The sequence below is a fragment of the Streptomyces minutiscleroticus genome (assembly GCF_014650875.1).
Classification (GTDB): domain Bacteria; phylum Actinomycetota; class Actinomycetes; order Streptomycetales; family Streptomycetaceae; genus Streptomyces; species Streptomyces minutiscleroticus.
Genome location: NZ_BMVU01000018.1, coordinates 55,236 through 81,818, shown reverse-complemented (window position 1 = coordinate 81,818; position 26,583 = coordinate 55,236). Strand labels below are relative to the sequence as shown.

Sequence of the window (26,583 nt, the reverse complement as noted above, 5' to 3'; positions counted from 1 at the left end):
CTGGTCCGGATCGGCTCCACCCCCATCCGCGCCCGCCGGCACGCCGCCGCAGAGGACGTCGCGGCGGCAGACCGCCCGCGATCGACCGTGACGTCTGCCGCAGGCGCGACACTGTCGAGCGCTGTTTCGACCGGCTCAAGGGCTTCCGAGGCGTCGCGATCAGGTACGGCAAGACCGCCACTCTCTACGAAGCAGGGCTCTCTCGCCTCGTTCCTGCTCCGGGCGAGGTCCGTTCGAAGACGGGCCGTAGGAGCGCGGGAAGCCCCGCCGGGGCAGGGTGACCACATGGGTCCCCTGCCCCGACGGAGCTGGGTCGGCCGGGCGGCGGTCACCGGCGCCCGGCCGGGGCCGGTGCGGTGTGCGGCGCTTTCCGGCTCAGCCGAAGTTCACGTCGCTGCACCACATGTAGGCCTGGTCGAGGTGCGAGGCCTGCCAGATCACGAACAGGATGTGGTGTCCGGTGTAGCCGGAGGTCTGGACGGGGAACGTGATGTCCTGTGCCGGGGCGTAGCGGCCGGTCTGCGTGATGAAGTCGAGGTTGCCCCAGCCCAGGGTCTGGGTCTTGGGGTTGAAGCCCTGCTTGCTCACGTAGACCTTGAAGTAGTCGGCACCGTGGGACGCCTGGTCGTGCAGCTGGACCGTGAAGTTGTTGCTGATGTTGGTCGTCTTCCACTGCCCGGGCTTGTCCAGGCTGGCGTTCCTCGAGAGGTTGTTGCTGCAGAGCGTCCCGTCGGGGGTCCGCGCCTGGAACTGGCCACCGAGGCCGTCGCGGAGTGCGCTCATCCAGTTCCACATGGTGTCGGAGTTGGCCTGGAAGGCCTGCCAGCACATGGGGTCCTGGGTCTGCATGGCCGGGTTGGTGTGGTTGCTGCCCCACGTCTTCCAGCACTGGTACGCGCGGGAGGCGGGGTTGACGATGGTGCCGTGAGCCTGGGCGGGGGCCGACCAGGCAAGTGCGCCGACAACCACGGCGAACAGCATGACGAGCGCCTGGAGAGGCCGGCGCAGGGACGACCGCGAACGCCCGGTTAACGGACTCTGATTGCGCATGTGGGGGGAACTCCTTCCAGTTTCAAGGCTGTGATGGGAGCGCTCCCAACGGTAGGTCTTCTGAGTGAAATGTCAATGAAACAAGCGGAGTTGATCACAGGAATGGGTTGCGAGCAGGGAATCTGCCGTGAGCCGGGAGTCGGTACGTGCCCCGGGCCGGAAGCGAGAATGCGGCTTGGCCTGGTGTGCGGGGCGATGCCGGGGTGGGGCGTTCGCGGCAGGGCGCAGCGGGTGGGGAACGCGGCCGAGGGCACGCAGCGGGAACGTGCGTACTCCTCGGATCCGAACCGACGGCACTGGAGCACGGATGCCGTAGCGAGGGAAGCCGCCGGCGACGCGGAGCAGCCTCGGCGCGCTCCACCTCACCTGGGCCGCCGCGGCCCCAAGACGCTCGCGGACCAGGTGCCGGAACACTGCCCGGTGGACCGTCGGCCAGGCCTTGGAGAAGAGGCGTGGCTGATCACGCCCGGATTCGTTCCATGACAGCCCCCGCGCCAAGGACCTCCTCGACCACCGCCGATACCGCCCGCGCACCCGCAGGGGGCACTGTCGCCCTGTCGGGAGCGGCCAGGGCCTGGACGAGCTCTTCCCGGTCGATCACCCGACGCTCCCACACCGCTTCCGCATCGGCGAGGCGGACCGCGATGCGTGCCGCCTGGATGTGAAGCTCCTCCGCCCGCACCTGGGCAGCCGCCTTCCGCTCCTCCGGCAATCCCGACCATCGCCTGCGTCGGCCGTCTCCTCGCTGAGCCGGGTACGAGCTGGCGAACCCTGCCACGGCGATACCGGGAACATGCCTGACCAAAGGAGCCCAACCAGCACATCCGGAAGAACACCGGCTTACCGTGACGCCGCGGCGACTCGCGGTCTTGCGGATCCGGGCCGGCAGGGGAGACTGCCTTCACGACCGGGTCCGTCCGGTCCCCGGCAGCACCACGCCGAGCAGGTCGGTCCACCGTCACTCCACCGAGATGAGGTCTCGTGAACCGAAACCGAGCCGCCGTCAGCGCGGTCGCCGTAACCCTGCTGAGCGCCGGCCTCGCCGTCGGCCCGGCAGCCGCCGCCACCGCCACCGAGGCGAAGGCCCGAGTCGGAGCCGACTGGGCGACTCAGTCGATCGTCTTCACCGCCGCTGCGGGGCAGGCCAACAACCTCAACATATTCTCCATGTACACCAGCGACGGGATCCGGCGGATCGGCTTCAGCGACGTGGTCCCGCTCGAACCGGGCGACCACTGTGCGTACTCCAGAGCCGAGGACACCACCTCCGTCGTCTGCGAACTTCCCGCCGACGGCCCCCGGCCCGACAGGATCGACGTCCTCCTCGGCGACGGCGACGACACGATCGCCGCCTTCACCCCCGGGGTCGGCACCGTCAGCGGCGGCCCCGGCGACGACGAACTGCACGCCCACACCGCACGCACGGTGCTGGGCGGCGCGGGGAACGACATGGTCATGGGACCCGCCGCCCTGCACGGCGGCGACGGCACGGACCACCTGATGGGTGACAGCAGCAACCAGCAGATGTGGGGCGGCCGCGGCGACGACATGATCGAGGGCTACGGCGGTGACGACACCGTGCACGCCGGCCCCGGCGACGACCACGCCATGGGCGGGGACGGCCGCGACATCCTCCTCGGCGGTCCCGGCAACGACACCCTGGACGGCGAAGGCGGCGACGACCTCGTCTGCGGTGGCCTTGGAGAGGACGCCCTCGAAGGCGGACCCGGCCGCGACATCGTCCTCCCGTAAGTGCGCCTCCGTGCCCGAAGGCCCTGGCCCGCGGCGCGGACAGCGTCGCGGGCGCCGAGCCACCGCCGTCGGCGACCCGCCACCCGAGCCGCGTCAGCCGCGAACGCCGTAGACGGCAGGTCCCCGCCCGACACGAGGTGACCCGGCGGCAGCTTCCTGCTGCTCTCGCACGGGACGACCGACCAGCACCCGGAGTGGGAGAGGAGGATCGAGTCCGCGCACGAGAAGGGCGCGATCCCGCTGCGGTTGCGTACCTGCGGCGAGGTCCCAGTTGGGGGCCCAGACCTTCGGCTGGATCGCACCACACCAGTTCCGGCAGGCCGTTGCGGACCGCGCTCACGGTGAAGGCGTCCAGACCCGGTTCGTGTGCGGTTCCGGCGGGGACGGCGCGCAGGCCGCTGCCCGTCCGGGCGGCGCGGGTCACAAGAGGCACGAGGCTGTCGCCGGGCGGCGGGCCGCCCGAAGCAGCGTTTTCGTCAGGGACCGGCACGTCGGGGTACCGTGCCGAGTCCGGAGGGGACGGCTCCGCGCGTGACGTGCGTGGCGAGGTCGCCGAGCGTCTGCTGCCGGGCGCGGGCGTGGGAGCGCAGCCGGATGAATGCCTCTTCCACGTCGACGCCCAGGCGGGCGGCCAGTGCGCCCTTGGCCTGTTCGATCACGATGCGGGTGTCCAGGGCCGTCTCCATCTGATCGCAGATCTCGTCCCGGGCGCGCAGTACCTGCCGCTGCTGCAGCCGGGCCCCGGTGGCGTCGGCCAGCAACTGCGCCAGGCGCAGGTCCTGCTCGGTCGGTGCGCCGGAGGTGGCGCTCATCAGGTTGACGGCGACGAGCATGTTGTCGCTCACGTGCAGCGGCACGGCGGCGACGCTGAGGATGCCGGCGCACAGCGCCCGGGGAGTGAAGCGGGGCCAGCGCCGCAGGCCGGGAGTTCCCGGCCCCAGCGCGACCCGGGGCAGGACGGTACCCGTGCGTGTGCTGTCCACGCAGGGGCCTTCGCCCAGTTCGAGCTGGTCTTCCTCCAGCCGCCTGCACATCTCGTCGGAGGCGGTGAGGTAGTCAAGACGTCCCGCTTCGTCGAGGATCGTCATCCCGACTGCGCGCACGTCCAGCAGGGTGACCAGGTGCGCGGTGAGATCGTGCAGGACGTCCAGGAAATCGCGGCCGCCCGCGTGGACGGTCAGGTCGATCACGGCTTCGGCGACCAGCGTTTCACGTTCTGTAGTGGGCATCGGCAGTTCCCTTCGGTCCGCGAAGTCCGCACCCCCGCTTTACGCTGAGACCTACTGCAACCGGCGTGATGCCTGGGGCGCCAGCGCCGCCTGCCGGCTCGTGGGCTTGGGGTTGGGGTTGCTCGCCGGCCGCGCGTTTCTTTCGAGGTGTGTGGCCGATGCCGTGCTGCGAGCCGTATGAGTCCACGCACGGCGTCGGGCTTTCCGGCAGGTGGGACGACCTCCGGTGTCTGCTGCACACCGTTCAGTGAAGACCGGCCGCGGACGACTGCGATATGCAGAAAACGTGGTTCACGGCGTCGAGCGTGCAGAAAACGCAGAACTCCGCGCTCCACGGGGGCTTGTCGGACGTCAATGGGCTCTTGATGCCGTGGTGGCCGGTCAGCGGGCGGCCGGGCCTCTTCACGGCGATGCGGCGGGAAGAAGGGCCGGGGTGCAATCCCGGCTTCCTGCCGGCTCTCGAGGGGCCGGTGCAAGACGCTGAAACGCTTCATGCGCAGAATGGGTTTGCGGGAGGTCGAAACGGGCTTTCCGGGGCCGCGCGGCAGCCGTGGAATGACGTGCTCACCAGTGGTGTGCGGCGGTTCGCATGTCCGCGAGGCACCGTTTGCGCCTTGGCCGTGCCGGCGGCAGCGGACCGGTCCGTCATGGCCGGCTCCCGGCACCGGGTGCAGGATCCGCCGCAAGCGTGCCTGTCAGGGGGGCGAAAGGCAGAGCCGGACGCAGTACCTCGGTGAGCGGCGGGTCCGGCAGGGGCGGGAACGGCCGCGTGGCGGTGGTGCGGGTCCGCCCGGCCGGGCCGGTGGGCAGACCTTTACGGTCCGTCTTCGAGGAGGGTCTGGTGCGGGGGGCGTCCGTAGGCGGTGCGGTAGGCGGCGGCGAACCGGCCGGACTGGAGGAAGCCCCACCGGGTCGCGATCGCGGTGACCGTGATGCCGGTGGAGGGGTCGGCGGCCAGCAGGTCGGCGTGGGCGTGGGCGAGGCGGACCCGGCGCAGGTAGCTCATGGGGGTGGTGTCCAGGTGGCGGCGGAAGGCGTATTGCAGGGTGCGGATGCTGACGTGGGTGGCCTCGGCGATGTCGGCCACGCTTACATCTGTGTGGGCGTGTGCGTCGATGAAGGCGACGGCGCGGCGCACGGTGGCGGGGTGGGCGTCGTGACGGTCTTCGATGGTGGGGTCGGTGAGTGCGGTGTTGGGGAATGTGTGCAGCACGTTGGCGGCCATGTACTGGGCGGCGGTGGAGACGAGCAGTTGGTGTTCGCACATGGTCCGGTCGGTGCGGATGGCATCGCGCAGACAGGCGTTGACGTCCCGCAGACGCCGGGCGGCGGCCGGTGAGACCGGCCGGTCACCGGTCAGGCGCACCGGTCCGGGCCTGCGCCCGGGAAGGCCGGCGGCCACCCTGGTCAGCAGGTCCGGATCGAGCATGATGAGGTTGTAGCGCGAGCGGTGGACGACGCCCGCGTAGGACTGGTCGTGCGGGGTGTACAGGAACACGTCGCCGGGACCGAAGGTGCCTTCGTCCCCGTCGGGGAAGTACTGCCGGACGATGGTGCCGCTCTGCACGCTGCACACGCAGATCTTGCCCATGACGTCCGCGTGGTGCCCCACGTTGTAGGTGAACTCGAGCTGGTCGATACCGACCGGCCCCAGCACATCGCGCGTGACGCGGGCCCGGGTGGGCCCGCCGTCGCTGCCGATCCGCATCCGCGTGTAGGCCTTGCTCAGGACCTGCTCGGTGAGCTCCAGATCGTCGCTGTCGAAGTCGAGTGCCTCCATCACGATCCCCCTCGGGCGCAATGCGCAGGTGGAGCAGGAGGCGGCCGCAGGCAGGCCCGGCAAGGACGGCGTGCCGCCGGACGGGACAGTGCAGTGGTGCGCGGACGGCGTGGACTGCGCTCGAAAGCCGCGGAGACGAACTCCGGCCTGCGCAGCGGACCGACCGCCCGCGCCCGGCCCATCTGCGTACCGGGATTCTTCCGCTGCATAGGGCGGGTCCGGGTGGTCGGACGCTGCGCAGCCGTCTTCACCTGTACCAAGCCGGAGCCGGCGATCACCGGGCCGGGCTCTTCACCCAGCAGCGCACGGGATGTGGACACGGCCGCCTCCACTTCGCCGGTCCGTCCCATGCCCGGCGGGCGGGCCGCACCGGTGCTTCCACGCTACTCTCCTTCACGCGGCCCGACAGGCCCTTCGGCACGCGCTTCGGAACCGCCCGAGTGACGGCGCGCCCTGCCCTTTGCCGGGCGGCTCCCGGCACCTGTGTCGTTCGCCCGCGACGCCTTATCCGTAAGGGCGTGAAAGCGGACCAGAGCGCCGAGGGCGCCGAACTCGTCGGCTGCTGCGACCGGCACCAGGATCTGACAGGAAGAGTCGGTTGTCGGACGCTCCCGCACCCGGGGCGAAGCGTCACGGCGACGGCTTTGGAGCCACTCGACGGCACCGGCCGCGCGCAGCGCGTGGGCGATGGCACGCATCTGCCGGGCTGTCTGTCGCGCCTGCCGGGCCCGGGCCCTCACCGCCTCGGCCTCCTTGCGCATCTGCCGCGCGCGCTGCTGCGCCGCGTGCAGTGCCTTGGAGACGGACGGCGCGGTCACGGCCCACGTCGGCCGGTGTGGTGCAGCTGTCACGGTCATCACCTACTGCGGTGCACGAATATCGGTTGGAGAAGGTCGCTGTGCTGCTCCCCGCGTCCGTCCGGGAGCGTGGAGCAGCAGGACGTGGGGCGCGCCACGGTAGCGACGCCGGCCACGTGGGGGGCGGCCTTCGGCCGTACGGAGCGTGCGCCGGGGTGCTGTTGTGATACGGGACAGCGGCCGGGCGGACGCAGCAGCGGGCCCGACCGATCACGACCCGGACTCCGCTTCGGCCCTGACCGTATGTCTCGCAAGGCTCGGGTCACCGGCGGGCAGGCGGCCCGGTCCGTGAAAGCGGCGGTCGTGGTGGCCCGGCCCGCCACCGTTGTACGGACCGGGCCGCCCCGGATCCGCCATGCAGGTCTCGCGGTCATCGAGCGAGTGAGCACCAGCCGCGAGGGCGGATCCGGAGCGTCCGCTCCACTGTCACGCCGCGTCCGCAGGAACACCACCCCGGGGTGCTGCGTGCTTCGGCTACGCCATGCGAAAGCGCTACGCGTGGACAGCCGGCCCGGGGCTGGGCGCGAATCCGGCGCCGCCGCCGGCACTGGCATCTCAGGCCAGGGCCGGGGTCAGACCAGGGCCGGGGCGGCAACGGGCGGCGCTGCAGCCGGTCATCGCCGCTCAAGAGCGGTACGAAGGACGCAGAACCCGGCACCCCAGCGGATACGCCAGTCGTTTGTGCCGTATGCGGCACAAGGCATAGGCCATGTGCCTGCACCGTGCATAGGGTCCAGGAAGCGTCCCCTGGGGCGGGGCGCAGACGGAGACGGTCCGCCGAGTGTTGCGGAGGCGAGCGTGAGTCACATGCACGGAGCAGAGGATGCCGGACAGCTCTGCGTGGCCCGCACCTTCGCCGGCACGATCACCGTGCTCAGTCTGCAGGGCGAGCTGACGGTCCGGACGGTCACCGTGCTGCGCCGGGCCGTCGTCGCCGACCCGGCCGGCCTCCTCGCCCGCGTGGTGGTCGACCTCGAGAAGGTCGCCTTCGTCGACACCAGCGGCTTTGCCGCCCTGGCCGATCTGCACCGCACCGTCCGCCACGTGGCCGGGTGGCTGCGCCTGGCGGGCATACCGCCCGCCCTCCAGCAGATCTTCGAGCTCAGGGGCCTGGACACCTTCTTCGACTGCTACCCCACGGTGGACCACGCGCTCACCGCGTGAGCCCGCGCGGCCCCGACCGCCTGCGCGCTCAGGAGATCCGCGAGCAGCGGGCGGCCGAAGAAGAGGCCGCCCGCCGGCGCCGCGAGGCCAGCGCCTTGCCCTGCCCGGATGCGGCACCCGCCTCTACTCCGCCCCGGGCCTGAAGGCCGGCGAGCGCTGCACCACGTGCGCCCGAAAGCCGACCGAGATCCAGGCTGCGCAGGACGAGACGGAAGCGGCCGCACGGCCGCGGCGACTGTTCGGCCACCGCACCTAAGGGTTCTCCCGCAACTGGTATTGGTCTGAAGGCGGTTGGTCAGGACTGGATCCTGGGGACCAGTGGGGCGCTCCGCCGCCACGGTCGAGTCGTTCTTCCGGACTGTTCGGTTTGATCATTTGGTGTCCGAGGCAGCCCAGGATGCGACGGGTGGCGGGCGGATCCGCCTGGAGAAATGAGCGGCGGGACCCCCTGGTACGCGGTACGGTGCACCGATGTCAGAGATCAAGAAGTTCCAAGTCACCTTTGACTGCGCAGAGCCCGAGCGCCTCGCCCGCTTCTGGTGTGAAGTGCTGGGATACGTCATGCCGCCGCCACCCGAGGGGTTCACCACCTGGGACGATTTCAACCGCACCCTGCCTCTTGAGAAGCAGGGATCATGGTTCTCCTGCAGTGATCCCTCAGGCGTGGGCCCGCGCCTGTACTTCCAGCGCGTCCCTGAAGGCAAGGTCGTCAAGAATCGGGTGCATCTCGATGTCCGGGTCGGTACCGGGCTCGTGGGAGACGAGCGCCTCGCCGCGCTCGAAGCCGAGTGCGCACGACTGGTCGCGCTTGGTGCGACCCACGTGCAAACGCTGTATGCCGATGAGGAAAACGAGTCGTGCATCCCGATGCTGGACATCGAGGGCAACGAGTTCTGTATCGACTGAACATCCTTTGAGCCGGGGAGGCGGGGAGCCCCCTCCCTTGGGCCTCTCTGGTCTCGTACAGGTCGGGAGTTACCCCGCGAGGGCGAGGTTGTGCAGCCGGGCGATGCCGAGCGTGGCGGGGTGAACGCCGTCGCCTTTCTGACGGCAGTCGCGAAGGATCTTCCATGCCTTCATCCGCGCGAAGACGTGCTCGACGCGGGCTTGGACCTTGCGATGGGAGGGGTGGTGCCCCTCTTTCCAAGCCGGCAGTTCGGTCTGGCCGCGTTCACGGCGGTGCGGAATGAGCAGACCGGTGCCCCGATAGCCGCCGTCCGCGATGGCCGTGCCCCGGCCACGGCGGCCTTCGCACCGGAAAATTCCCACGCCTTGCAATCGTTGCGGTTGCCGGGCAGCGGCCGACGGCGACGACGAGTCGGGAGCCGGCGTCGATGACGACCTGGTGGTTGGTGGAGTACCGGTAGTTCTTCGACTGCTCGGCGATGGTGTGGTCCCGGGTCGGGACAGGGGTGCCGTCCACGATCAGCACGGCGTCCTTGCGGAAGCTTCTGCGTCGCCGGAGTGCGAGCGACGGCCCGAGGTGGCCGATGACACGGTCGGCGTCCGACTTCGACACCCCGAACAACGGGGCCGGCCGGCGCGGGGTGAGATTCGTGCGCCAGTACGCGGCGACCAGCAGCACCCGGTCCTCCAGCGGCAGGCTTCACGGTCGTCCCCGGCGGACCGGATCTGCGCCCTCACGCTGCAAAGCAGTCATGAGCCTGTCTAACTGACGTGGGCCCAGCCCGGTGAACGGAGCTGTCCAGGAGGGCTCCGACGCCGTGATCACACCGGACATGACAAGATCATCTCGTCCATGACCAGCAGTTACGGGACAGTCCTTGGGCACAGGGTGTCTGGCAGGGGATGCCCATCGCGGGTCCGGCCCGCGCGCCTTGCGGGCCGGACCCGCATCCTCGGCCCGAGACATGTGGCCTCCCGCGAGCCGCGACGCGAGCGAAGGCCGGCCGAGGCGACCTCACCGCCTTCACGCTCCCGCTCCGCGGCCGTGAACACCACCCGCGGAACACGACCGTGTCGGCTACGGCGTCCAAACCGCCCTGCCGTGGACGCCGCACCCTCTCCACCAGGACACTCCAGGGCGGGTCCTCGGGGTCTGTCGCGCGCAGAAGACAGAAGAGGGCAGCGAGCCCTCCGCACGTCAGGGCGGCTTGTCATGGTGGCGGCGTAGTGGTATGGAACAGCCGGGACATCAACGGTCGCGGCCTGGCCACTGTGCGGCCGATGGCCGGCCCGAGGGGATGGGGACGGTCGGCTGACAGAGGGCCGGGTGGGGGTGCCGGGCTCGAAGGAGCCGGGGTCGGGGAGGGGTGCCGAGGTCCATGGAGTCTGATCGAAGAAGAGGGGGCGGGCATGGTCCAGCGTTCGGGGTGTGAGCTGGTGCTGCGTGAGGTGAGGGTGGGGGATGACGCGGTGTGGCTGGGGGTGGTCGGTGAGCTGGGGCTGGATGAGGTGCAGCTGCTGACCGAGACGGTTGTGCAGTTGGCGCAGGAGAAGAAGGGACGGGAGCGGCAGGTGGTGCTGGACCTGTCGGATGTCTCCTACTGCGGCCATGATGCGGCATTCACGTTGTGGGGGATGTGCGCGGGGTTCCGGACGGCGGGGATCAGCGTCGCTCTCGCGGAGGTGAGCACCATGGCGCAGGTCGCGTTCGAGGGTGCGCACCTGGACAAGCGGCTCCCGTTCTACCAGCGGTGACGTCCGCCAGCACGGTCATGGGCGGGTGCGGCGGTCGGCGGAGAAAGGGGCGAGGGCCCGGGAGCGGGCATCGGTGTGCGGACCCTCGCCCGGCCGCGTGTCTGCCGTGACCATGAGATGACCCCTCATGTGCAGCCCCGTGCCCAACACCCGCTCACGAGGGCCAGTCACGCCATCGCCGCTCGCACCCCCCTCGCACGCCTGGGATGCGCGCCCCCAGCGCGGGCATGGACCCACGGGATGGGCCACCGCGGACGGTGGCGCATATATGCCGCGTACCGCTGGACCACACGCGGACGGCGCCTCTACGGTCGTAAGGGCCGCGTATGCACACCAAGCGAGCGCGGCTCCTTCCTCCGACCGCAGAGGCACCGCGTGACCGACCACGACGGTGCGAGCGAGCCGAGCCGGCTCTCGGCCCTTCGCACCACCACCGGCACCACCGTCATCCTGAGCCTTGAGGGCGAGATCGACCTGCACACCGCCCGCCGGCTGCGCCAGGTCCTCACCGCCGACCGGGACGACCTCCCGGCCCGCATGGTGATCGACCTGAAGCGGGTGACCTTCATGGACTCCAGCGGCCTGCACGCCCTGCTCGACCTCCACGACGCCACCCGCGACAAGCCGGGCTGGATCCGCCTGTCCGGCATACAACCCGCCGTGCAGCGCCTCATCGAGCTGTCCGGCCTGGACGCCGTCTTCGACTGCTACCCCACCGTGCATCACGCGCTCACCGTCTAACTGATCGTTTCGAAATGGGACCGGTGTGGTGGCTTGGCAGTTGAGTCATGCATCGGCATGATCTGCCGGGAGTCTGCTGAGCTTGTGCCTGATGACCTGTGGGAACGCATAACCCCGCTGCTGCCTGCGCGGCCGGTCCCGCCGACGCCCCGGCGCCTGTTCGCCGACCGCGGCCACGACTACGACACCTACCGGCGCCTGCTCCGCTCCCGCGGCATCGTGCCGGAGATCGCTCGCCGGGGCACCGTGCACGGCTCCGGACCGGGCAGGACCCGCTGGGTCGTCGAGCGCACCTTCGCCTGGCTCCACCAGTTCAAACGCCTGCGCATCCGCTACGCGACACGCGCCGACCTCCACCAAGGTCTGTTCCAACTCGCCTGCAGCACCATCCGCGTGAGGCGCCCCCGCACCTCATTCTGAAACGATCAGTAAAAGCGAAAGTCGGATCGGGCTGCCTTGAGCCGCTCGTCGAGAGTGTGGTTGTCGGCCCGTGAGCTTGCAGTCCGCTGCTTGAGGGTGGTGATCCGCTGGGCGGCTTCCTCGGTCCACGATTTTTCGTGGCATGAGCGGGGACGGTGAAGCCGTGACCTGGGGAGGTCCACGGCTTCTGCCGTCCGAGCTCGGATTCAGGGGGACCCGGTGGGGCGGACCTCTTGGTTCTGTGTGGTCAACGAGTGGTGGATGATGCCGTGGCGGACGGCTCCGCGGGCCGGAGCATCTGGGCCGCCGCCAGCTGCCGGTAGACCGCACTGGTGGTGAGCAGTTCTTCGTGGCGTCCGCACGCGGTGATACGCCCTTCGTCCAGGACGATGATCCGGTCGGCGTGCTGGACCGTGGAGATCCGGTGGGCGATGACCAGGACGGCGCACTCCCGGCTGACGTCCTTCAAAGCCGCTGCGAGCGCTGCCTCGTTGAGGGCGTCGAGGTGGGAAGTGGGCTCGTCGAGCAGCAGTAGCGCGGGGCGGGTGAGCAGGGCGCGGGCCAGGGCGACGCGCTGGCGCTCGCCGCCCGAGAGCGTGGCGCCGCGTTCTCCGACGGCGCCGTGCAGACCCCCGGGCAGCCGCTCGGCCACCTGTTCCAGCCGGGCCAGCCGGACCACCCGGTCCATTTCCTCGGCCGTGGCGTTCGGCCGGCCGTAGGTGATGTTGTCGAAGAGCGTTCCCCGGACGACATGGCTGTTCTGGTCCACGATCGCGAACTGCGCGCGGCAGGCGTCGCGGCCGAGTTCCGTGGCGGACCGCCCATGGAAGCGGAGGAGCCCGGCGTCGGGCTCGTAGAACCGGGCGACCAGCGCGAACACCGTGCTCTTGCCTGCTCCGGAGAGGCCGACGAGGGCGACCTGCTGCCGCTGGGGCACGGTGAAGGAGACTCCGCGCAGGACTGGCCGGCCCGGCCGGTGGGCGAAGTGGACGTCGCACAGCGCGAGGGCGGGCTCGCCCGGGACCGGAGGCGGAGGAGCGACGGGCACGGCCGGGGCGGCGGGCTCTACGGGGAGGCTCAGTGCCTGCTGGACGCGCAGGTGAGCACCCATGCCCCGCTGGATCAGACCGGCGGCACGGAAGACCGAGGACAGGGGGATGACGAGGTAGGAGGCATACAGCAGGAACGCGACCAGGTCGCCGAGGGAGTGGCCATGACGGTGCACGCGCAGCCCGCCGATGACGAGGACGAGGAGGAAGGACCCCTGTACGGCCAGTTCGACGGCCGAGCTCATCACCGCGGCCAGTTTCGCAGTGCGCACCCCGGCGGTGTAGGCGTCCTCGACGCGGACGCCGATGCGCGCCGCCTCGCGGTCCTCCGCCCGGTGCACGCGGACCATGGGCAGGGCTCCGAGGGCACGTTCGAGGTCGGCGGCGACGGCGCCGACGGACGTCTGCACGCGCTCGGAGGCGGTGCGGATCCCGTGCAGCAGCAGGGTCACCACGGCTGCCGCCGCCAGGACGGTCGCCGTGACCAGGAGCAGTAGCAGGGGATCGAGCCAGGCCATCAGGGTCAGCGCGCCGAGGGCGATCAGCGCCCCGGTGACCAGATCCACGAGCGCCTGGGCGACCACCTCGCGCAACAGGGTGGTGTCGGAGGTGACGCGGGCGACCAGATCACCGTCGCGCTGCCGGTCGTACTCCCGCATCTCCAGGCGCAGTAGTCGTTCTACCAGGCCGTGGCGCAGCTGTCGTACGACGCCCTCGCCCGTGCGTTCCAGCAGGAACCGGCCGAGGGCGCCGGTGGCGGCCTCGGCGGCGAACAGCGCGGCAAGCAGCAGCAGCGGAGGCCACAGCGGGTGCTGACCGCCGCTTGCGTCCACCACCTTTTTGGCCAGCAGCGGCTGGGCGAGCCCCAGCGCGGACGCCGCCAGAGTCAACAGGGTGGCCCATGCGATTGCACCCCGGTGCCGGGCGGTGAGCCGGTGGACGGCGACAACCGCGGCCCAGGTGGAGGGTCCAGTACGTCTGCCGGCGCGCTCACCCTCTTCGACCTGCTCAAACCCGCCGGGTTTGATGCGCTTGTCGTCATGGGACTGCTTCAGCTCACTGGTCCTGGTCGAGCCGCTGTCCCGGACCTGCCCGGCGTTCTCGGCCACCCCGCCGTTCCTGATCTGTGCCCGCTTACCGGCCCGGCCCTCTTCCTGCGTCTGCTCACGGCGTGTCATCAGGAGGCGGCCGGGCCGATCGACATCAGTCGGACGAAGTAGTCGTCGGGCAGGGTTTCGCCCACCGGCCGGTCCTGCACCTCGATCCAGGCGTGGGCGGTGAAGGGCGGTACGACGCTGGCCCCCGTGCACCAGGTCGGCCAGGTGCCGCCGAGGCGGCACAGCAAAGCGGCAGCGAGGGAGCGCGGCAGGCAGCCCTTGGGGCCGGCGCAGCGCAGGCTCACCGCGCACACGGCGTCGCGGGCGCGCTGGGCTTGTGCCACCGTGGCCGGCCCGGCACCCTGGCGGAGCAGCTCCAGGGCGGTACGGATACGGCGGGGCGGCAGCAAGGAGAGCAGGACGGCCGGGGCCAGGACCAGGCGGGCGGCGAGCCGGCGGCCGAGGGCAACTCCGGTCGGCCGTTCCAGGGCGCTGGGCGTGGTCATACGGCCAGCCCTCCGGCGCGCAGCTGTTCCACCAGGGCGTCCACATCGGCCCGTGCCCGGTCGGCGTCCACGTCGAACGCCTCCGTGACGGCCGTCGCGGCGGCCGCCTCGTCACCCCCCGTCAGCAGGATGTCGACCACCAGGGTCGCGGTGGGGTTCAACTCCCAGTACGCGCCGGAGCGCTGGTCGAGGAGGACGGTGCCGTAGCCGGTCTTCGCGGTGCAGACGTCGGCACCGAATCGCAAGGCCATGGAAACTTTCCCTTCTGTGGTCCGACGGATCCGCATCACGTCGGTGCGTCATGCGTTGTCATGCTGTGCATCCTGCGGTCGAGCGCCCGCAGCCACACCTCGACGGCGATCGTCGAGTACAGGACGGCCTGCCGCAGGTCGCGGGTGGCGGGGCGTTCGGCGAGGCGGCGCAGAGCTTCAGCGTCTACCAGTCCCAGCCGCGCCAGGCGGGAGTCCTCCCACAGTTCCATGAGGTCGCCGCGGTGCCGGCGCAGCCCGTCGGCCGCGTCCATGGCGGCGGCTGCCTTGGTGGTGCGCCGCAGGCAGTCGTCGGGCACGACGCCGCGCATGGCCTCGGTCAGCAGGGGCTTGTACCGCCAGGGCGAGACGCGTTCCTCGGGGCGGACGGCGAGGCAGGTTGTGATGACCTGGTCGTCCAGGAACGGTGAGGCCATGGGCAGTCCGCAGCGGGCCGCCATGTGATCCCACTGCCGGATGATGCGCGTGCAGTCGCGGATCTGTTCCAGGTCGGCGTGCAGTCCCCGGTCGGGATGCAGGGGCTGCGCCCTTCGGCCGGTCGCGCGCAGCGCCGTGCGGGCCATGTGCTCCGCATCCCGGGTCACCCACGTGAACAGGCGTGGGCTCATGCCCCAGCCGAGGCTGTTGACCACCGCGGGGGGCAGCGGGTCGCGCAGTCGGTGCTCTGCGTCCGCCAGCCAGGTGCCGTAGGGCCGGGAGTCGGCCAGGACGCTCAGCAGGGGGAGCAGCGGCCATTGCCACAACGCCTTGAAGCCGCGTAGCTGCCGCAGGGCGAACAGTGGGCGTCGTCGGGCGAGCCGGTGGTAGTAGGCCTCCGAGCACCAGGCCACGTGGTCGCCGCCGATGCCCGTCAGATGTACTCGGCTGCCGCGCTCGGCCATGGCCGGCAGGTGGTGCAGGACCCGCGCGCGGTCCATGACGCCGATGGTCGGCTCGTCCAGTACGTCGTCGATGCCGAGCAGGCCGGTGTAGACGAGGGGCGAGTCCTCGGCGTCCCAGACGACGTGCTCGACGTCCGGCACGGCCGCGGCGGCCCGCTTCGCCCAATACAGGTCGGTGTCGGCGGGGTCGCGTCCGGGCCAGGTGGAGGCGACGACGCGGGCCGGGGACCGGTCGGCGAGGAAGCAGACGGAGGTGGAGTCCAGCCCGCCGGACAGGTCGCAGCTGACCACGCCGCCGTGCCGGGTGCGGGCGTCGACGGCCTCGGCGAGGACTTCACGGACTCGGGGGGCGCCGGTGCGCAGCGGGAGGACCGGTTCCGGCGGGGTCCACCACGGGGAGTGGCGCACACCGCGTCCGTCCGGCGCGACGATCAGTGCATTGTGCGGGGCGACGGCGGTGACACCGGGCCACAGGGGTTCGTCGAGCAGGGGATGGGGGACGGGCCACAGCAGCCGTACGGCCAGCCGCTCCGGCGCGGGCTGGACATCGAGGGCGGCGGCGAGCACGTCCGCGCGCGTCGAGGCCACTGCCGTGCCGTCGAGCAGGGCGTGGAAGACCAGCCGGAGGCCCGAGGCCGTGCCCTGTACCCGGATCCGTCCGTCCAGGGCGGCAACGAGGTGGAAGCTGCCCGGCAGGGAGCGTGCCCACGCATCCAGGGTGGCGAGGTCGCGCAGGGAGCCGGCCACCCGCTGCAGTTCGGCGGCTGCGACGGGGGCGCAGCCGATGACGGCCAAGGCGGCGGAGCCGGCATGTGCGCTGACGATCTCCTGGTCGGCCCAGTGACCTACGAGCCAGGGCCGGCCCGAAGCGTGGGCGAGGGTGCGCGTGCCGGGGCGGGCGAAGGAGCGGGCCACGGCGGCCGCGTCCGCACGGTCGGTGAAGACCGCGAAGTGCGCGTCGCCGGGGCCCGTCCCTGCACGTGCGTGCAGATCAGTCATGACGTTACGTCAAGGACCGTCGTTCGCCGCCTGCTCAGTTCTTGCTCAGGATGAGCCGGTCGTTGCCCGAGCTGCGCAGGAGCCCGGTCTCCTTGCGGAAGGAACCCAGACGGACCAGGGTCGGCGCTTCGTATGCCTTCTTCATGACCTGTTCTCCTTCGAGTTGACCGTCCACCCGGCGAGGGCGGGTTGGCCCCATCAGCTAGCCGGATACCGCGATGGGACAACAAGGCGTATGGAAAAAGTCATATAATCTAGGAAAAGGGGATATTGGGGTTGTGTTCGGTTGATCTACGGGCGTCTGTCACCGTCGGTGTGCATTGCACTTGTTTGCAGAGCGCGCCAGAGAAACGTTTCTACGTGGGAAAGAGGCTGACGGAGACGCAGAGGCCCGGCCGGAGGCAGAGGGGAGCCGACGGGGCGCACACCGACCGCGGGACGAGAGCCGGTAAGCACGTGGATCCCGGCTCGGCAGTGACGGACGGTCCGCCTGCTCCCCGGGTGGGGTAGCAGTCGATGAAGGCGTCCGGGCCGGAGAGGCGAAGGACGCGCAGCACGCAGGGCCGGGCCTGGGCGAGGCGGATCCAGCCGGGCGTGCCGCGGGTGGCGCGGTAGCCGATGACGAGGGCGTTGAGGCCGGTGGAGTCCATGGTGACCTCGCTCGGATCAATCACAGTGCGCGGTGGCGCGGTAGGGAGTGCCTGCCGCGGTTCCTCTCCAGCGGCCGGTGGGTGAGCAGGGGCGAGAGGCGTGTTTGGGACGGGGTCTCGTCTGCGCCGGGAAGGTGATGTACGCCGGTGGTCCCTTTTCGGACGTACGGCGTCCGGCTGCTGGCACCCTGCGAGCGGTTCTCTGGGCGGCTGGGCCGGGGCAGCGCTGTGGTCATGATGTCGGCGAGCCGGCAAGAGGGTGCGGCCGGGCGGGGAAAGGCGGTCGCTCTTCCCGGCCGTGCGTGGGAGACGAGGGGCCCCGGGCCCGGTCGGGCCGAGCGGGTGGTGTGGGCCCGAGGCTGCGGGTCCGGGCCCTCATCCGGGCCGGGTGCCGAGCCGGGGGAGGACTTCCGCGGGCGCGGCCTCGGTGTTCAGCGGCCCAGCGGCGGGGCGCGTCATGCGGCGTCGGTTGCGCTCGCTTCGGCTGTGCGCCCCATGGTGGGGCGGTGCGCCCGGGCGTTCGGTGGGGCATCATGCGTTCGGGTGGACCGGGTGCGCGCAGCGCCCCTAGGGTCGAAAGGCCGCCCCCTTCGCAAGGGGGCGTAGGAGGAATCTGCTGCTGATCATCCAGAAGGCACCGGTGGGCGACTCCTGTGGTGCGGCGGGTCCCAGTCGGCTCTCCGTGATCCGCGCCTTCCGCGACAGCATCACTGTCCTGCGTCTGTAGGGCGAGGCCGACCCGCACACCGCCGGGCGGCTGCGCCAGGTGCTCACCGTCGACCGCAGGCAGTATCCCGTGCGGGTGGTGGTCGACTGCAGGTGGGTCGGCTTCATGGCTTCCTCCGGCATCAACGCCCTGGTCAGGCTGCACTGCGCCGTCAGGTCCGCGTCCGGTTGGGTGCGTCCGGCCGGGGTGCGGGCGACCGTGCAGCGGGTCGTCGGGCTCAGCGGCCTGGAGGCCGTCATCGGCTGCTATCCCACCCTGCAGCAGGCGCTCACGGCCTGAGCCTCGCCCTTGTTCGCGGCATGCGGGCGAAGCGGGCAAGGGGCCGTGCCGAAGACACCGGCTGGCCCCGGTCGCCACAGCGTCCGAGCGGTGATCGCGGGCGACGGCCAAGGCGGCGGTAAGCGCGCGGACTTGACGCCCGTCCTGACGGGAGTGTCCGTACGGTCTTGCCTGTACGGACACCCGGCCGGCCGCTCGCCCGCGTTCCGGCCGCCGCCGCGCCTGCAGTTCGTCGATCTGTTCTCGCAGGTCGTCGGTCAGGGCTCGGGCGGCTTCCTCCTGCGCCGTGGGCGATCCCCCGGTTCTTGAAGCCCTGGTCGACCTTCCCGCGCGGCGCGCAGTGGCGTGCAAAAGGGGTGCACTCCCCGGTCACAGTGGCGGGACCGTGCCGGAATCGCCCCGGCTTCCTGTCTCCCGTCGCGGTGATGACCCGGTGATGGCACGGCCCCCCGGAGCGAGGGCGAAAGGGCCTGCTCGTCCGGCCGTACACCTCCTGCGCTCCCGTCACTCCTCGCGGACCGCCCGCAGGACCAGGCGCTCGGCGTCCTCGTCGTAAGGGCGGCCGTCGAAGCCGCCGAACACCTCCACCCGGCCGAAACCCGCCTCCTCCACCATCGCCCGCAACTCCACGGCGCTGTACACGAACCACACCAGTGTGGCTCTGGTCACCCGCTCGCCCCGGACCAGCACCCAGTCGCTGCGCAGCCGCGCCCAGTCGTCCAGCACGGTGTCGGTCTGCACCATCAGGTCGTCGCCGCGCCGCACCACCTTGGGCGGGGTGACCCTGCGGGCCAGCAGTTCCTTGCCGGCGAGGTCCAGGACGAGGGTGCCGCCGGGCGCCAGGCAGGTGTGCAGGGTGCGCAGCACGCGGGCGTTGTCGGCGGGGTCCTCGAAGTACCCGAACGAGGTGAACAGATTGAGGACGACGTCGAAGCGGCCCGGCGCCTCGTACTCGCGTGCGTCGGCCCGTACATACGTGACCTCGGCGCCGGCGTCGGCCGACCGTTTCCGGGCCCGGTCCAGCATGGCCGGGCTCAGGTCCACCCCGGTCACGTCGTGGCCGTGGCGGGCGAGGGGCACGGTGAACACCCCGGGACCGCAGCACAGGTCCAGCACCCGCGATCCGGGCGGGAAGGACAGCAGGGGTGAGGTGTCGAGCAGTTCCGCGGCCTGGGCGTGGCGCTGCTCGGAGAACAGGAAGTCGTGGAACTCGGTCCAGAAGTCATCGTCCTGGAATCCGCCCGTCCTTGTCATGGGTAGGCAGCGCTCCTTTGTCGTGGTCGCTGTGGGGGAGGGGTGCCGTGCGGCCGCGCAGCGTCAGCAGCACGGGGGGAAGCAGCACGCACTGGGCGGCGGCCAGCAGCCAGAACCAGCCGGTGTTCCCGGCGCGTTCGGTGAGGCCGTAGAGCTGCCCGCCCAGCAGCCCGCTCGCGCCGGCGCCGAGCCCGGCGGCCAGCCGCTGCTGACCGAAGACGACGGCATCGGAGCGTGAGCTGCGGCGCAGCGCCTCCAGATCGCTCTTGAGGAACAGCACGATGTCGCCGAGGGTGATCAGTGCGCCGCCGGCCAGGAGGGCCGGCCGGGTGCCGACGGCCAGCACGGCCAGACCGGCCGCGAGACCCGTGAAACCGACAGCGAGGGCCGCCGCGTACCGCATGCGCCGGATCCGGTCGGACGCGAGGGGCTGGACGACGATGACCAGGGTGAAGCAGAGCAGCAGCACCAGGCTGTAGAACGCGCTGGAGGCCCGCTCGACGGCGTACACGGCCAGGTAGTGCTGGAAGTGGAAGTACAGGTAGAAGGCCAGCACGGTGGCGGCGAACGGCAGCACCGCCACACCGGCCATGAGGCCCTGCCGGGATTCCCGCGGGTCCGGTCGCCGCTGGTCGGCCGCTGCGGGAAGCCGTGCGTGGCCTGCGGTGACCAGGGCGAACAGTGCCGTGACGGCCAGGAACAGCCAGCCGGGCGAGGACAGCACGAACGGTCCGGCGACCAGCGGGCCCACTGCCATGCCCGCGTTGAGCGCCGCGTTGCCGGCCGACAGGAACGCCGGGCGGCGTTCGTCGTCCACGCCGTGCACCAGGTACGCCTTGTTGGCGGGCAGGTACAGTGCGGCGCCGCAGCAGGTGAGGATCAGGGCACCGACCGCCAGGGGAGGCCAGCGCAGGGCCAGCAGCAGCCCGACGAACCCGGCCGTGCGCACGACGAGCGCCCACAGCATCGTGCGGCGCAGCCCGATCCGCTCCGCGAGTGCCCCGCCCGCGATGCCGCCGGAGAACTGCACGAGCGACGCCAGGGCGAGCACGACACCGACCGTGCCGAGCCCCATGCCGAGCCGTTCGTGCAGGAACACCGACATGAACGGCAGGATCATGAAGCTGCCGAGCGGGATCAGGAACGAGCTGAGGAGCAGGAAGCGCAGCGGACCGTCGAGGGTGGCCAGCGCCGCCCGCAACCGCACGCTCTCCCCGGCGCGTTCACCCACCGGACGCTTCCCGGCCCGCCGGCCCGGGGACCGGGAACGGCTCGGTGCGTACGCGGACGGCGTTGGCGGCGGCCACCGCGCGGTGGGTGGCGAGTTCGGCGGTCTCGGCCTCCGCGTAGACGATGCCCGCGTACCCGCGGCTGTCGTCCAGGTGCTCGATGCGGTCGCCGGGCTGCTTGACCGGGTACCAGGCCGGGGAGCCCGGCATGTCCGCCAGCCGGTCGAGCCCGGCGACCCCGGTGAACACGCCCGGCGCGGCCGGATAGCCGAGGACGAAGGCGACGGCCGGGCCACCGGGCAGGTCCGCGTCCATCAGACCGGGGCGGCGGCCCAGCGCGGCCTCGATCATCGCCTCGTACACGTTGACGCCGAGCGCCCGGCACAGGCCCTCGCCCACCAGGGCGCCGCCGATCCGGGGGTTGATCTCCACGACTTCCGGGCCGTCGGCGGTCAGCACGAACTCCACGTGCGCGAAGCGGTCGGTGTAGCCGATGGCCGCGAGCACCTGGCCGAGCCACCGTTCCAGCGAGGCCCGCCGCGCTTCCGGGAAGGCCACGGGGAAGGCGGTGATCTCCTCCCGGAAGTGCGGCTCGGGCGACATCAGCCGGCTGGAGACGCCCAGCAGCCGGGTGCCGCCCGCCCAGGTGAGGGTCTCGGCGCTGTACACCGGACCGCTGAAGTAGGGCTCGGCGAACAGCCGCCCCTTCAGGTCCCGCCCGGCCGCCTCGGCAAGGGCCGTGTCCAGTTCGGTCTCGTCGCGCACCAGCCAGACGTTCTGGCTGCCGGTGCCCGCCGTGTCCTTGAGGATCGCGGGCAGTCCGACCTCCTTGAGCAGCAGCTCCCGCAGCCCTGTCCCGGCCTCGGTCCCGGTGTCGGTGGGCTCGACGGCCCGCCCGCGCGTAAGCCCGGCATCGTGCAGCCGGTTGCGCACGGCGGCCTTGTCACGGGTCAGCCGCAGAACGGCGGCATCGAGCCCGGGCAGCCCGAACCGGGCGGTGAGATCAGCTCCGACCAGTGTCCAGGTGTCGGTGGAGCTGATCAGACCGCGCAGGTCCGGGACGCGGTGCAACGCGTCCGCCACCCGCTCCACGTCGAAGGTGTCGGTCTCGACGACGTCGACGGCGCCCGCGGGCGACCGGTCCAGCTCGTACGCGTAGTAGGCGGGATCGCGGGTCAGCAGGACCAGCCGCTCGCCGAGCGCGTCGGCGGCGCGGACCAGGTGTCCGAGGCCGAAGGTGAGGGACTCCAGGCAGACGACGCTCACGCCGCTCGCTCCTTCCAGCGCGCGGGGCAGGCGGCGCGTTGCCAGGCCATCCTGGACCAGGGCATGGTCATCTCCTCGGGCGCGGCGACCTCGACGGGCTTGAGCGCCGCCGGGTCGAGGGCTTCCGCGTGGCGGGCGAAGACGCGGTCCACGTAGCGGTGCCCGGTGTCGGCGCCGATCACCAGATGCAGCCGGTCGGGGTGGCCGCGGGCCTCGTACGTCGCGGCCAGGTACCCGGCGCCGGTGGACAGCCCGGCGAAGACGGCGTGCTCGCGCAGCAGGGCGACCGTGCCGGACATGGCGTGGGTGAAGTCCAGCCAGTGCACGGCGTCGTAGAGGTGGTGGCGGACGTTGTCGAAGACGATCGACGACCCGATGCCGGCGATGATCGCCTCCGGGTCGTGGTGGTCCTGGCTGCCGAAGGTGACGCTGCCGAACGGCTGCACTCCCACCAGCCGCACCGAGGGGTCGGTGGCTCTCAGACGTTCCACGACGCCCCCGGTCGAGGCTCCGGAACCCACTCCGCCGACCACGGTCAGCGGGCGGCCGGGGAACGCGGCGGTGATGCGGTCGGCGACCTCGTGGTAGCCGAGGTAGTGGACGTCGTCATGGTACTGCCGCATCCAGTGGCAGTCGGGGCGTTCGGCGAGGATCTCCTTCACCCGCCGCACCCGTAACTCCTGGTCGAGTCCGAGGTTCTGCGACGGTGCGACCTGTTCGACGGTGGCGCCGAGGATCTCCAGCTGGGCGCGGGTGGTGGTGTCGACGGTGGTGGACGCCACGATGTGGCACCGCATGCCGTACCGGTGGCAGGCCAGTGCCAGGGCGTAGGCGTAGATGCCGCTGGAGCTGTCGATCAGGGTCTGTCCCGGGCGGACCGTGCCCCGGTCGAGCAGACGGCGGACGGCGGCGAGCGCCGAGTAGATCTTCATCGACTCGAAGCGCAGCAGAACCAGGCCGTCGGTGAGCCGGACCAGGTCGGGGACCTTCAGGGCGTCGGCGATGTGGGGGTGGATCACCCGTAGCCTCCTTGGGCGAATGAGCACTGGTGGCCGAGCGAGTGGAAGAACGCGGACAGGTCGGACTTGACTCCGGCGCCGGGACGGCGGCGGAAGAGGTAGCCGATCAGGGAGCCGGTGTGGGCGACGAAGACACCGTCGGCCCCGAACCGCTCGCGGTGCGCCAGCACACTGTCGAACGTCGACTTGGGCAGCACCCGCTGGGACAGGACGGCGCTGGTGGTGGCCGCCCGGGCGACGACGGCCGGGTCACCGGAGGCGAAACCCTTCAGGAGGTCGGCCAGGCACCGTTCGTACTCCTCGCCGTACCGTCGGTAGTGCGCCAGCAGCAGGCCGGTGACGGCGGCGGTGTCCACCGTGCCGGGCTCGGTGACGTGGGCGGTGTGGAAGCCGATGTCCGTCCCCAGCCGCCGCACCACCCGGTGCCGGCCGCTGAGGTGGAGCGCGAACTCGTCGAGGAACACGCTGTCGGCCCGCCACATCCGTGTCGTACGGCAGGCGGAAGAGCCGGAACAGGCAGCGCAGCGTCGCCACGATGTCGGCGGTCGAACTGGCCATGCCCACCCCCACCCGCAGGTCGGAGTGGGTGGTCCAGCGGCCCGGCGGCAGGGCGAGCCCGAAGTGCTCCAGGAACAGCCGGGCCGCTGTCGCCGACTTCTCCCCGAGAGGCGGCGGGCCCGGCGCGTGCGCTTCCCGGGTGCCTAGGGTGCCTCGTGTGCTCCGGATGTCCCGGGTGCTCCGGGTGAAGTACACCCACGAATGCCGGTCGACAGGGAAGGACACCACTGCGATGTCCGGATCAGGGGCCGCCCGCAGAGGACCCTGGTAGAGCTCGCCCAGGGTGCCGTGGCAGACACCGGACACGGTGCGGCCCGGCGGGTCGGGTGCCGCGCGGAGCTCTCCGGCGAGCGTCAGCACAGCCCGTTCCGCTCGCCCCGGGCGCGGGCAGGCCGCGTTCTGGTGCGGACGGCGAGGGCTCGCGTGATCACGGACACGTCCTCCTGTCGGTCTCCAGCACCGCATGCCGACCAGGAAGGAGACGCGGCCGCACGCACGCCGTGCCGTCGTCCGTACCGCCAACCCGGTCCGCGAGGTCACCGTGCACAACCCGCACCTGCCCGCACGGGCGCAGGGGCAGGTCTTCGGACTCGTGGGCACGTCCGCCGAGAGTCCAGGCCCTGCGGGCACCTACCACCGTCGCTTCCCCGGCCCTGACGAGCCCGGTGCGTTGACGGCGTTCGCTCCCACTCACCGCTGCGGGACAGTCCCGGATGCGCACCGGGTTCCCTCTTGCGTCGCGCCGTCGCACGTCCGGTGGGGCGCCGGACGCGAACCGACTGCGTTCCTCAGGCTAGGGGCACCTGTGACGTTACGACAGAGGTTGTTCACGGGTTGTCCTGATGTGGTGGATGGCTGAAGTGCCGCACGCGAGAGAGATGTCGGGTGTGACGTGGACCGCCGTGCCTTTCGTGCGTCACCTCGATCCGGGCGCCGTGAAGCTCGGACATTCGCTGCTTGCTCCGGCACGCGGAGGCAGCGGGCGTCCGGCCTGATCGCCCCTCCGCTCTGGCTTGATCGAGCCTCTGCAACACCGATTCCTTCCGGACACACTGGTGCATCGGTATCTCGTCCGCACCGAACGCGGGTGACCAGTGCCCAGGAGGCCCGGCATGCTTCCCGACGCGACGCCCGACGAGGGCGGCACGGCCGCACCGTCCTCGCGCGACCGGAGATCGGCCGAGCCGATCCGCCTGCGGGCCGACCTGCGGTCCGCACTGCCCGACGCGACCGCGGCGGTCGCCGTCACGGCGGCGGTGTTCGCGTTCCTGTGGGCGCGTATGGAGTCGGGTTCCTCGGCGACGGTCGCGGTCATGCCGTTCATGGACGATGCCGGCACGTACTGGATGTACCTGCTCAGCCAGGCGTTCGGCTGGTCGGGACTGCTGTGGGCGTGGGGCACGGTCATGCTCGGGCTGCTGCTGTCCGGTCAGCGCCCTGCCCGGCTGCCGGCCTCCCGGCAGACCTTGGAGCGCTGGCACCGCACCACCAGCCTGACGACGATGGCCCTGATGTTCGCGCACGCGCTGATGTTCGCGGCGGAACTGGTCCGCTACGAGGACAAGTTGGCATGGGCGGGACGGCTGTGGGCCGGCTTCGCCGACTCCTTCGTCCCCGGCTGGTACGACTCCGGGACCGGCCGGATCGCCATCCCGATCGGCCAGGGCGCCCTCTACCTGGCCATCCCGCTCGGGCTGCTGTTCTACGTCCGGCACCGCATCGGCGCGAACACCTGGCGCCGACTGCACCGGTTCGTGATCGTCGTGTACGTGCTGAGCGTGTGGCACACGCTGTTGTACGGCACCAACGTCTGGTACGGCGAGTGGCCCCGCACCGTCCTGTGGCTGCTGCAACTTCCGGTCGCGGTCCTGCTGCTGCTCCGGTTGCTGAGGCCGGCCCGGCGGGCGGAGCGGCTGGGCGTGCCGGGCCGGCGGGCGGGCGGCTCCGTGCCGGGCTGGGTACTGCGGGCCGCGGGCAGGGTGGCTGCCGCGGCCGTCGTCGTCGGTCTCCTCGTCGTGGTCGCGTCCGGGCACGACGGCGGCCGGGACCGTCCGGCCGAGACGCCCGCGAGCAGCCCGCACCCCAAGGAATCGGACTGATTCTTCGGCGCGGTGTGGGCAGGAGTGCGCATCTCTCCACGGAACGTGCCACGCGGGCACTGCGAAACGTGCCAGGCGGGCACTGCGAAATCCGACTCCAAAGGCCCGCGAACCCGGCCCGCACCGTCGGACGGGCCGAGTCCGCGACCTCGGTCTCAAGGCGGGGCCTCCCGCATACCGCAGAGCGGTGAGGGCCGACCGAGGCGTCCCGGACGCTGTCTCCACGCTTGCGCCGCACGACCATGAACACCATGCGCCGGGTACCACGGTGTCCACTACGTCATCCGGACCGCCCCGCAGTGGACGCCGCCCTCTTGCGCGCCGCGTCCCGGAGCAGGTCACCGGATCTGTGCCGTACGCAGGAGGCACACGAGGTGGGAACAGGCTCCCGCGCACGGCATGGACCCGGCCGCACCATGCGCCCGGACCCCGGAGCCTTCAACGAAGCCCTCGGAGCCTCCCACTACCGGAAGTTGACTGCCACCATCCGTACGGGTGACCCGGCCGGGCCGCGCCGATGATCTGGTTGCGACAGCTGTTGCGCTTCCCCACCGAGTGGATCAAGCACAACTGCAGTTCAGGGCCCATTCTGAGGCGTGGTCGAAATCCTGGCACCCCTCGTGCGCCCCCTGCTGCCCGGCTGGAGTGCGAGGTGGGGGACGGGCCGGGCGGGCAGCGGCCCCCGGGAGTCTTCCGTTCTGGTGGTCGGGGCGCGCAAGGCTCTTCCGGCGCGTCGGTGAAGCCTCCGTGTTTGGGGGAGGCGAGGCGTCGCGGAGCCGCCACCGGGCGCCTGGACGGGGAGGCGGTTCCCTCGGCTTGCGCAGGATGTTTCCGGCTGGCTCTTTCGCCGGCACGGCTCAGAACCTCGGTCTCGGCCGCGACGTCGCGGGTGTCGGTCCGGCTCCCGGCTGGGGCGGTGCCCGCTCCGTGCCCGCGGTCGGCCACGGACACGGGTGAGACGTCCTCCCGACGGACCTCCTGTAGTACGGCCTGGGCAGGGCCCTGCGCTCGCCCTTCCCGTCGTCCGGGCGTTTCTGCAGGTCATCT

21 protein-coding genes, 4 pseudogenes and 2 riboswitches are annotated in these 26,583 nt (G+C 71.2%); of the genes and pseudogenes, 8 read left to right on the top strand and 17 right to left on the bottom strand.

Annotation, left to right across the window (positions count from 1 at the left end):
* Nucleotides 1-375 precede the first annotated feature (375 nt).
* Both IE271_RS19215 and IE271_RS19210 read right to left on the bottom strand, forming a co-directional pair.
* Nucleotides 376-1,050 (bottom strand): lytic polysaccharide monooxygenase auxiliary activity family 9 protein, encoded by a 675-nt coding sequence (locus IE271_RS19215; protein ID WP_491591096.1) that lies wholly within the window; start codon nt 1,048-1,050, stop codon nt 376-378.
* A gap of 460 nt (nt 1,051-1,510) precedes the next feature.
* Entirely contained in the window at nt 1,511-1,732 is a 222-nt protein-coding gene (locus IE271_RS19210; protein ID WP_190191578.1) for a hypothetical protein, read from the bottom strand.
* A 299-nt stretch (nt 1,733-2,031) separates the two neighbouring features.
* Here IE271_RS19210 and IE271_RS19205 point away from each other — a divergent pair, with 299 nt between their 5' ends.
* Nucleotides 2,032-2,802, top strand: a complete 771-nt coding sequence (locus IE271_RS19205; RefSeq protein WP_190191577.1) for a calcium-binding protein — start codon at nt 2,032-2,034, stop codon at nt 2,800-2,802.
* Nucleotides 2,803-3,278: 476 nt separating this feature from the next.
* On the opposite strand, the gene IE271_RS19200 is transcribed toward IE271_RS19205, so the two are convergent.
* Both IE271_RS19200 and IE271_RS19195 read right to left on the bottom strand, forming a co-directional pair.
* Nucleotides 3,279-4,031 (bottom strand): GAF and ANTAR domain-containing protein, encoded by a 753-nt coding sequence (locus tag IE271_RS19200; protein ID WP_190191576.1) that lies wholly within the window; start codon nt 4,029-4,031, stop codon nt 3,279-3,281.
* 814 nt (nt 4,032-4,845) lie between these two features.
* The gene (locus tag IE271_RS19195; protein ID WP_190191575.1) at nt 4,846-5,811 is read right to left on the bottom strand and encodes a helix-turn-helix transcriptional regulator; all 966 of its coding nucleotides are present in this window, start codon (nt 5,809-5,811) and stop codon (nt 4,846-4,848) included.
* Nucleotides 5,812-7,475: 1,664 nt separating this feature from the next.
* On the opposite strand from IE271_RS19195, the gene IE271_RS19190 reads away from it, so the two are divergent.
* Entirely contained in the window at nt 7,476-7,832 is a 357-nt protein-coding gene (locus tag IE271_RS19190; protein ID WP_190191574.1) for an STAS domain-containing protein, read from the top strand.
* Nucleotides 7,833-8,303: 471 nt separating this feature from the next.
* On the top strand, nt 8,304-8,738 hold the full coding sequence (locus IE271_RS19185; protein WP_190191573.1) for a VOC family protein: 435 nt from the start codon (nt 8,304-8,306) through the stop codon (nt 8,736-8,738).
* A 69-nt stretch (nt 8,739-8,807) separates the two neighbouring features.
* Here IE271_RS19185 and IE271_RS19180 read toward each other — a convergent pair.
* Nucleotides 8,808-9,573: pseudogene (locus IE271_RS19180) on the bottom strand (transposase).
* Nucleotides 9,574-10,148: 575 nt separating this feature from the next.
* Between IE271_RS19180 and IE271_RS19175 the strand changes: the two are divergent.
* The 3 genes and pseudogenes from IE271_RS19175 to IE271_RS19165 all read left to right on the top strand — a co-directional run.
* Nucleotides 10,149-10,493, top strand: coding sequence for an STAS domain-containing protein (locus tag IE271_RS19175; RefSeq protein ID WP_190191572.1), 345 nt, complete (start codon nt 10,149-10,151; stop codon nt 10,491-10,493).
* 375 nt (nt 10,494-10,868) lie between these two features.
* Nucleotides 10,869-11,234 carry an STAS domain-containing protein gene (locus tag IE271_RS19170; protein WP_190191571.1) on the top strand — a complete coding sequence of 122 codons (366 nt, stop codon included), beginning with the start codon at nt 10,869-10,871 and terminating at the stop codon, nt 11,232-11,234.
* Nucleotides 11,235-11,312: 78 nt separating this feature from the next.
* A pseudogene (locus tag IE271_RS19165) lies at nt 11,313-11,654 on the top strand (transposase); the annotation flags it as partial.
* 247 nt (nt 11,655-11,901) lie between these two features.
* Here the strand turns inward: IE271_RS19165 and IE271_RS19160 are convergent.
* The 6 genes from IE271_RS19160 to IE271_RS19135 all read right to left on the bottom strand — a co-directional run bounded on the left by IE271_RS19160 (nt 11,902) and on the right by IE271_RS19135 (nt 17,129).
* Nucleotides 11,902-13,812 carry an ABC transporter ATP-binding protein gene (locus tag IE271_RS19160; RefSeq protein ID WP_229919424.1) on the bottom strand — a complete coding sequence of 637 codons (1,911 nt, stop codon included), beginning with the start codon at nt 13,810-13,812 and terminating at the stop codon, nt 11,902-11,904.
* Between the two features lie 68 nt (nt 13,813-13,880).
* On the bottom strand, nt 13,881-14,306 hold the full coding sequence (locus tag IE271_RS19155) for a lasso peptide biosynthesis B2 protein (RefSeq protein WP_190191569.1): 426 nt from the start codon (nt 14,304-14,306) through the stop codon (nt 13,881-13,883).
* A complete protein-coding gene (locus IE271_RS19150) occupies nt 14,303-14,557 on the bottom strand; it encodes a lasso peptide biosynthesis PqqD family chaperone (RefSeq protein ID WP_190191568.1) in 255 nt (84 codons plus the stop codon). The genes IE271_RS19155 and IE271_RS19150 overlap by 4 nt, the downstream gene beginning before the upstream one ends.
* A gap of 35 nt (nt 14,558-14,592) precedes the next feature.
* Nucleotides 14,593-16,455: a lasso peptide isopeptide bond-forming cyclase gene (locus tag IE271_RS19145; RefSeq protein ID WP_190191567.1), complete on the bottom strand. Its 1,863-nt coding sequence runs from the start codon at nt 16,453-16,455 to the stop codon at nt 14,593-14,595.
* Between the two features lie 34 nt (nt 16,456-16,489).
* A complete protein-coding gene (locus tag IE271_RS19140; protein WP_190191566.1) occupies nt 16,490-16,600 on the bottom strand; it encodes a keywimysin-related RiPP in 111 nt (36 codons plus the stop codon).
* Between the two features lie 211 nt (nt 16,601-16,811).
* Complete coding sequence (locus IE271_RS19135) at nt 16,812-17,129, bottom strand: STAS domain-containing protein (protein WP_190191565.1); 318 nt, start codon at nt 17,127-17,129, stop codon at nt 16,812-16,814.
* Nucleotides 17,130-17,850: 721 nt separating this feature from the next.
* Here IE271_RS19135 and IE271_RS19130 point away from each other — a divergent pair.
* Nucleotides 17,851-18,111, top strand: a pseudogene (locus IE271_RS19130) (STAS domain-containing protein); the annotation flags it as partial.
* Between the two features lie 294 nt (nt 18,112-18,405).
* Nucleotides 18,406-18,518, bottom strand: a riboswitch (cobalamin riboswitch).
* 97 nt (nt 18,519-18,615) lie between these two features.
* On the opposite strand, the gene IE271_RS19125 reads toward IE271_RS19130, so the two are convergent.
* From IE271_RS19125 to IE271_RS44365, 6 genes and pseudogenes are all read right to left on the bottom strand, one after another.
* The gene (locus tag IE271_RS19125; RefSeq protein WP_190191563.1) at nt 18,616-19,365 is read right to left on the bottom strand and encodes a class I SAM-dependent methyltransferase; all 750 of its coding nucleotides are present in this window, start codon (nt 19,363-19,365) and stop codon (nt 18,616-18,618) included.
* Nucleotides 19,334-20,596, bottom strand: a complete 1,263-nt coding sequence (locus IE271_RS19120; RefSeq protein WP_190191562.1) for an MFS transporter — start codon at nt 20,594-20,596, stop codon at nt 19,334-19,336. The genes IE271_RS19125 and IE271_RS19120 overlap by 32 nt, the downstream gene beginning before the upstream one ends.
* Nucleotides 20,589-21,860 carry an ATP-grasp domain-containing protein gene (locus IE271_RS19115; protein ID WP_190191561.1) on the bottom strand — a complete coding sequence of 424 codons (1,272 nt, stop codon included), beginning with the start codon at nt 21,858-21,860 and terminating at the stop codon, nt 20,589-20,591. The genes IE271_RS19120 and IE271_RS19115 overlap by 8 nt, the downstream gene beginning before the upstream one ends.
* Entirely contained in the window at nt 21,857-22,879 is a 1,023-nt protein-coding gene (locus tag IE271_RS19110) for a cysteine synthase family protein (protein ID WP_190191560.1), read from the bottom strand. The genes IE271_RS19115 and IE271_RS19110 overlap by 4 nt, the downstream gene beginning before the upstream one ends.
* On the bottom strand, nt 22,876-23,361 hold the full coding sequence (locus tag IE271_RS42125; RefSeq protein ID WP_229919437.1) for a hypothetical protein: 486 nt from the start codon (nt 23,359-23,361) through the stop codon (nt 22,876-22,878). Before IE271_RS42125 ends, IE271_RS19110 begins: the two co-directional genes overlap by 4 nt.
* A gap of 61 nt (nt 23,362-23,422) precedes the next feature.
* Nucleotides 23,423-23,902: pseudogene (locus IE271_RS44365) on the bottom strand (hypothetical protein); the annotation flags it as partial.
* A gap of 113 nt (nt 23,903-24,015) precedes the next feature.
* Nucleotides 24,016-24,168: riboswitch (cobalamin riboswitch) on the bottom strand.
* Nucleotides 24,169-24,549: 381 nt separating this feature from the next.
* On the opposite strand from IE271_RS44365, the gene IE271_RS19100 reads away from it, so the two are divergent.
* Complete coding sequence (locus IE271_RS19100; protein WP_190191559.1) at nt 24,550-25,536, top strand: ferric reductase-like transmembrane domain-containing protein; 987 nt, start codon at nt 24,550-24,552, stop codon at nt 25,534-25,536.
* The last annotated feature ends 1,047 nt before the right edge of the window (nt 25,537-26,583 follow it).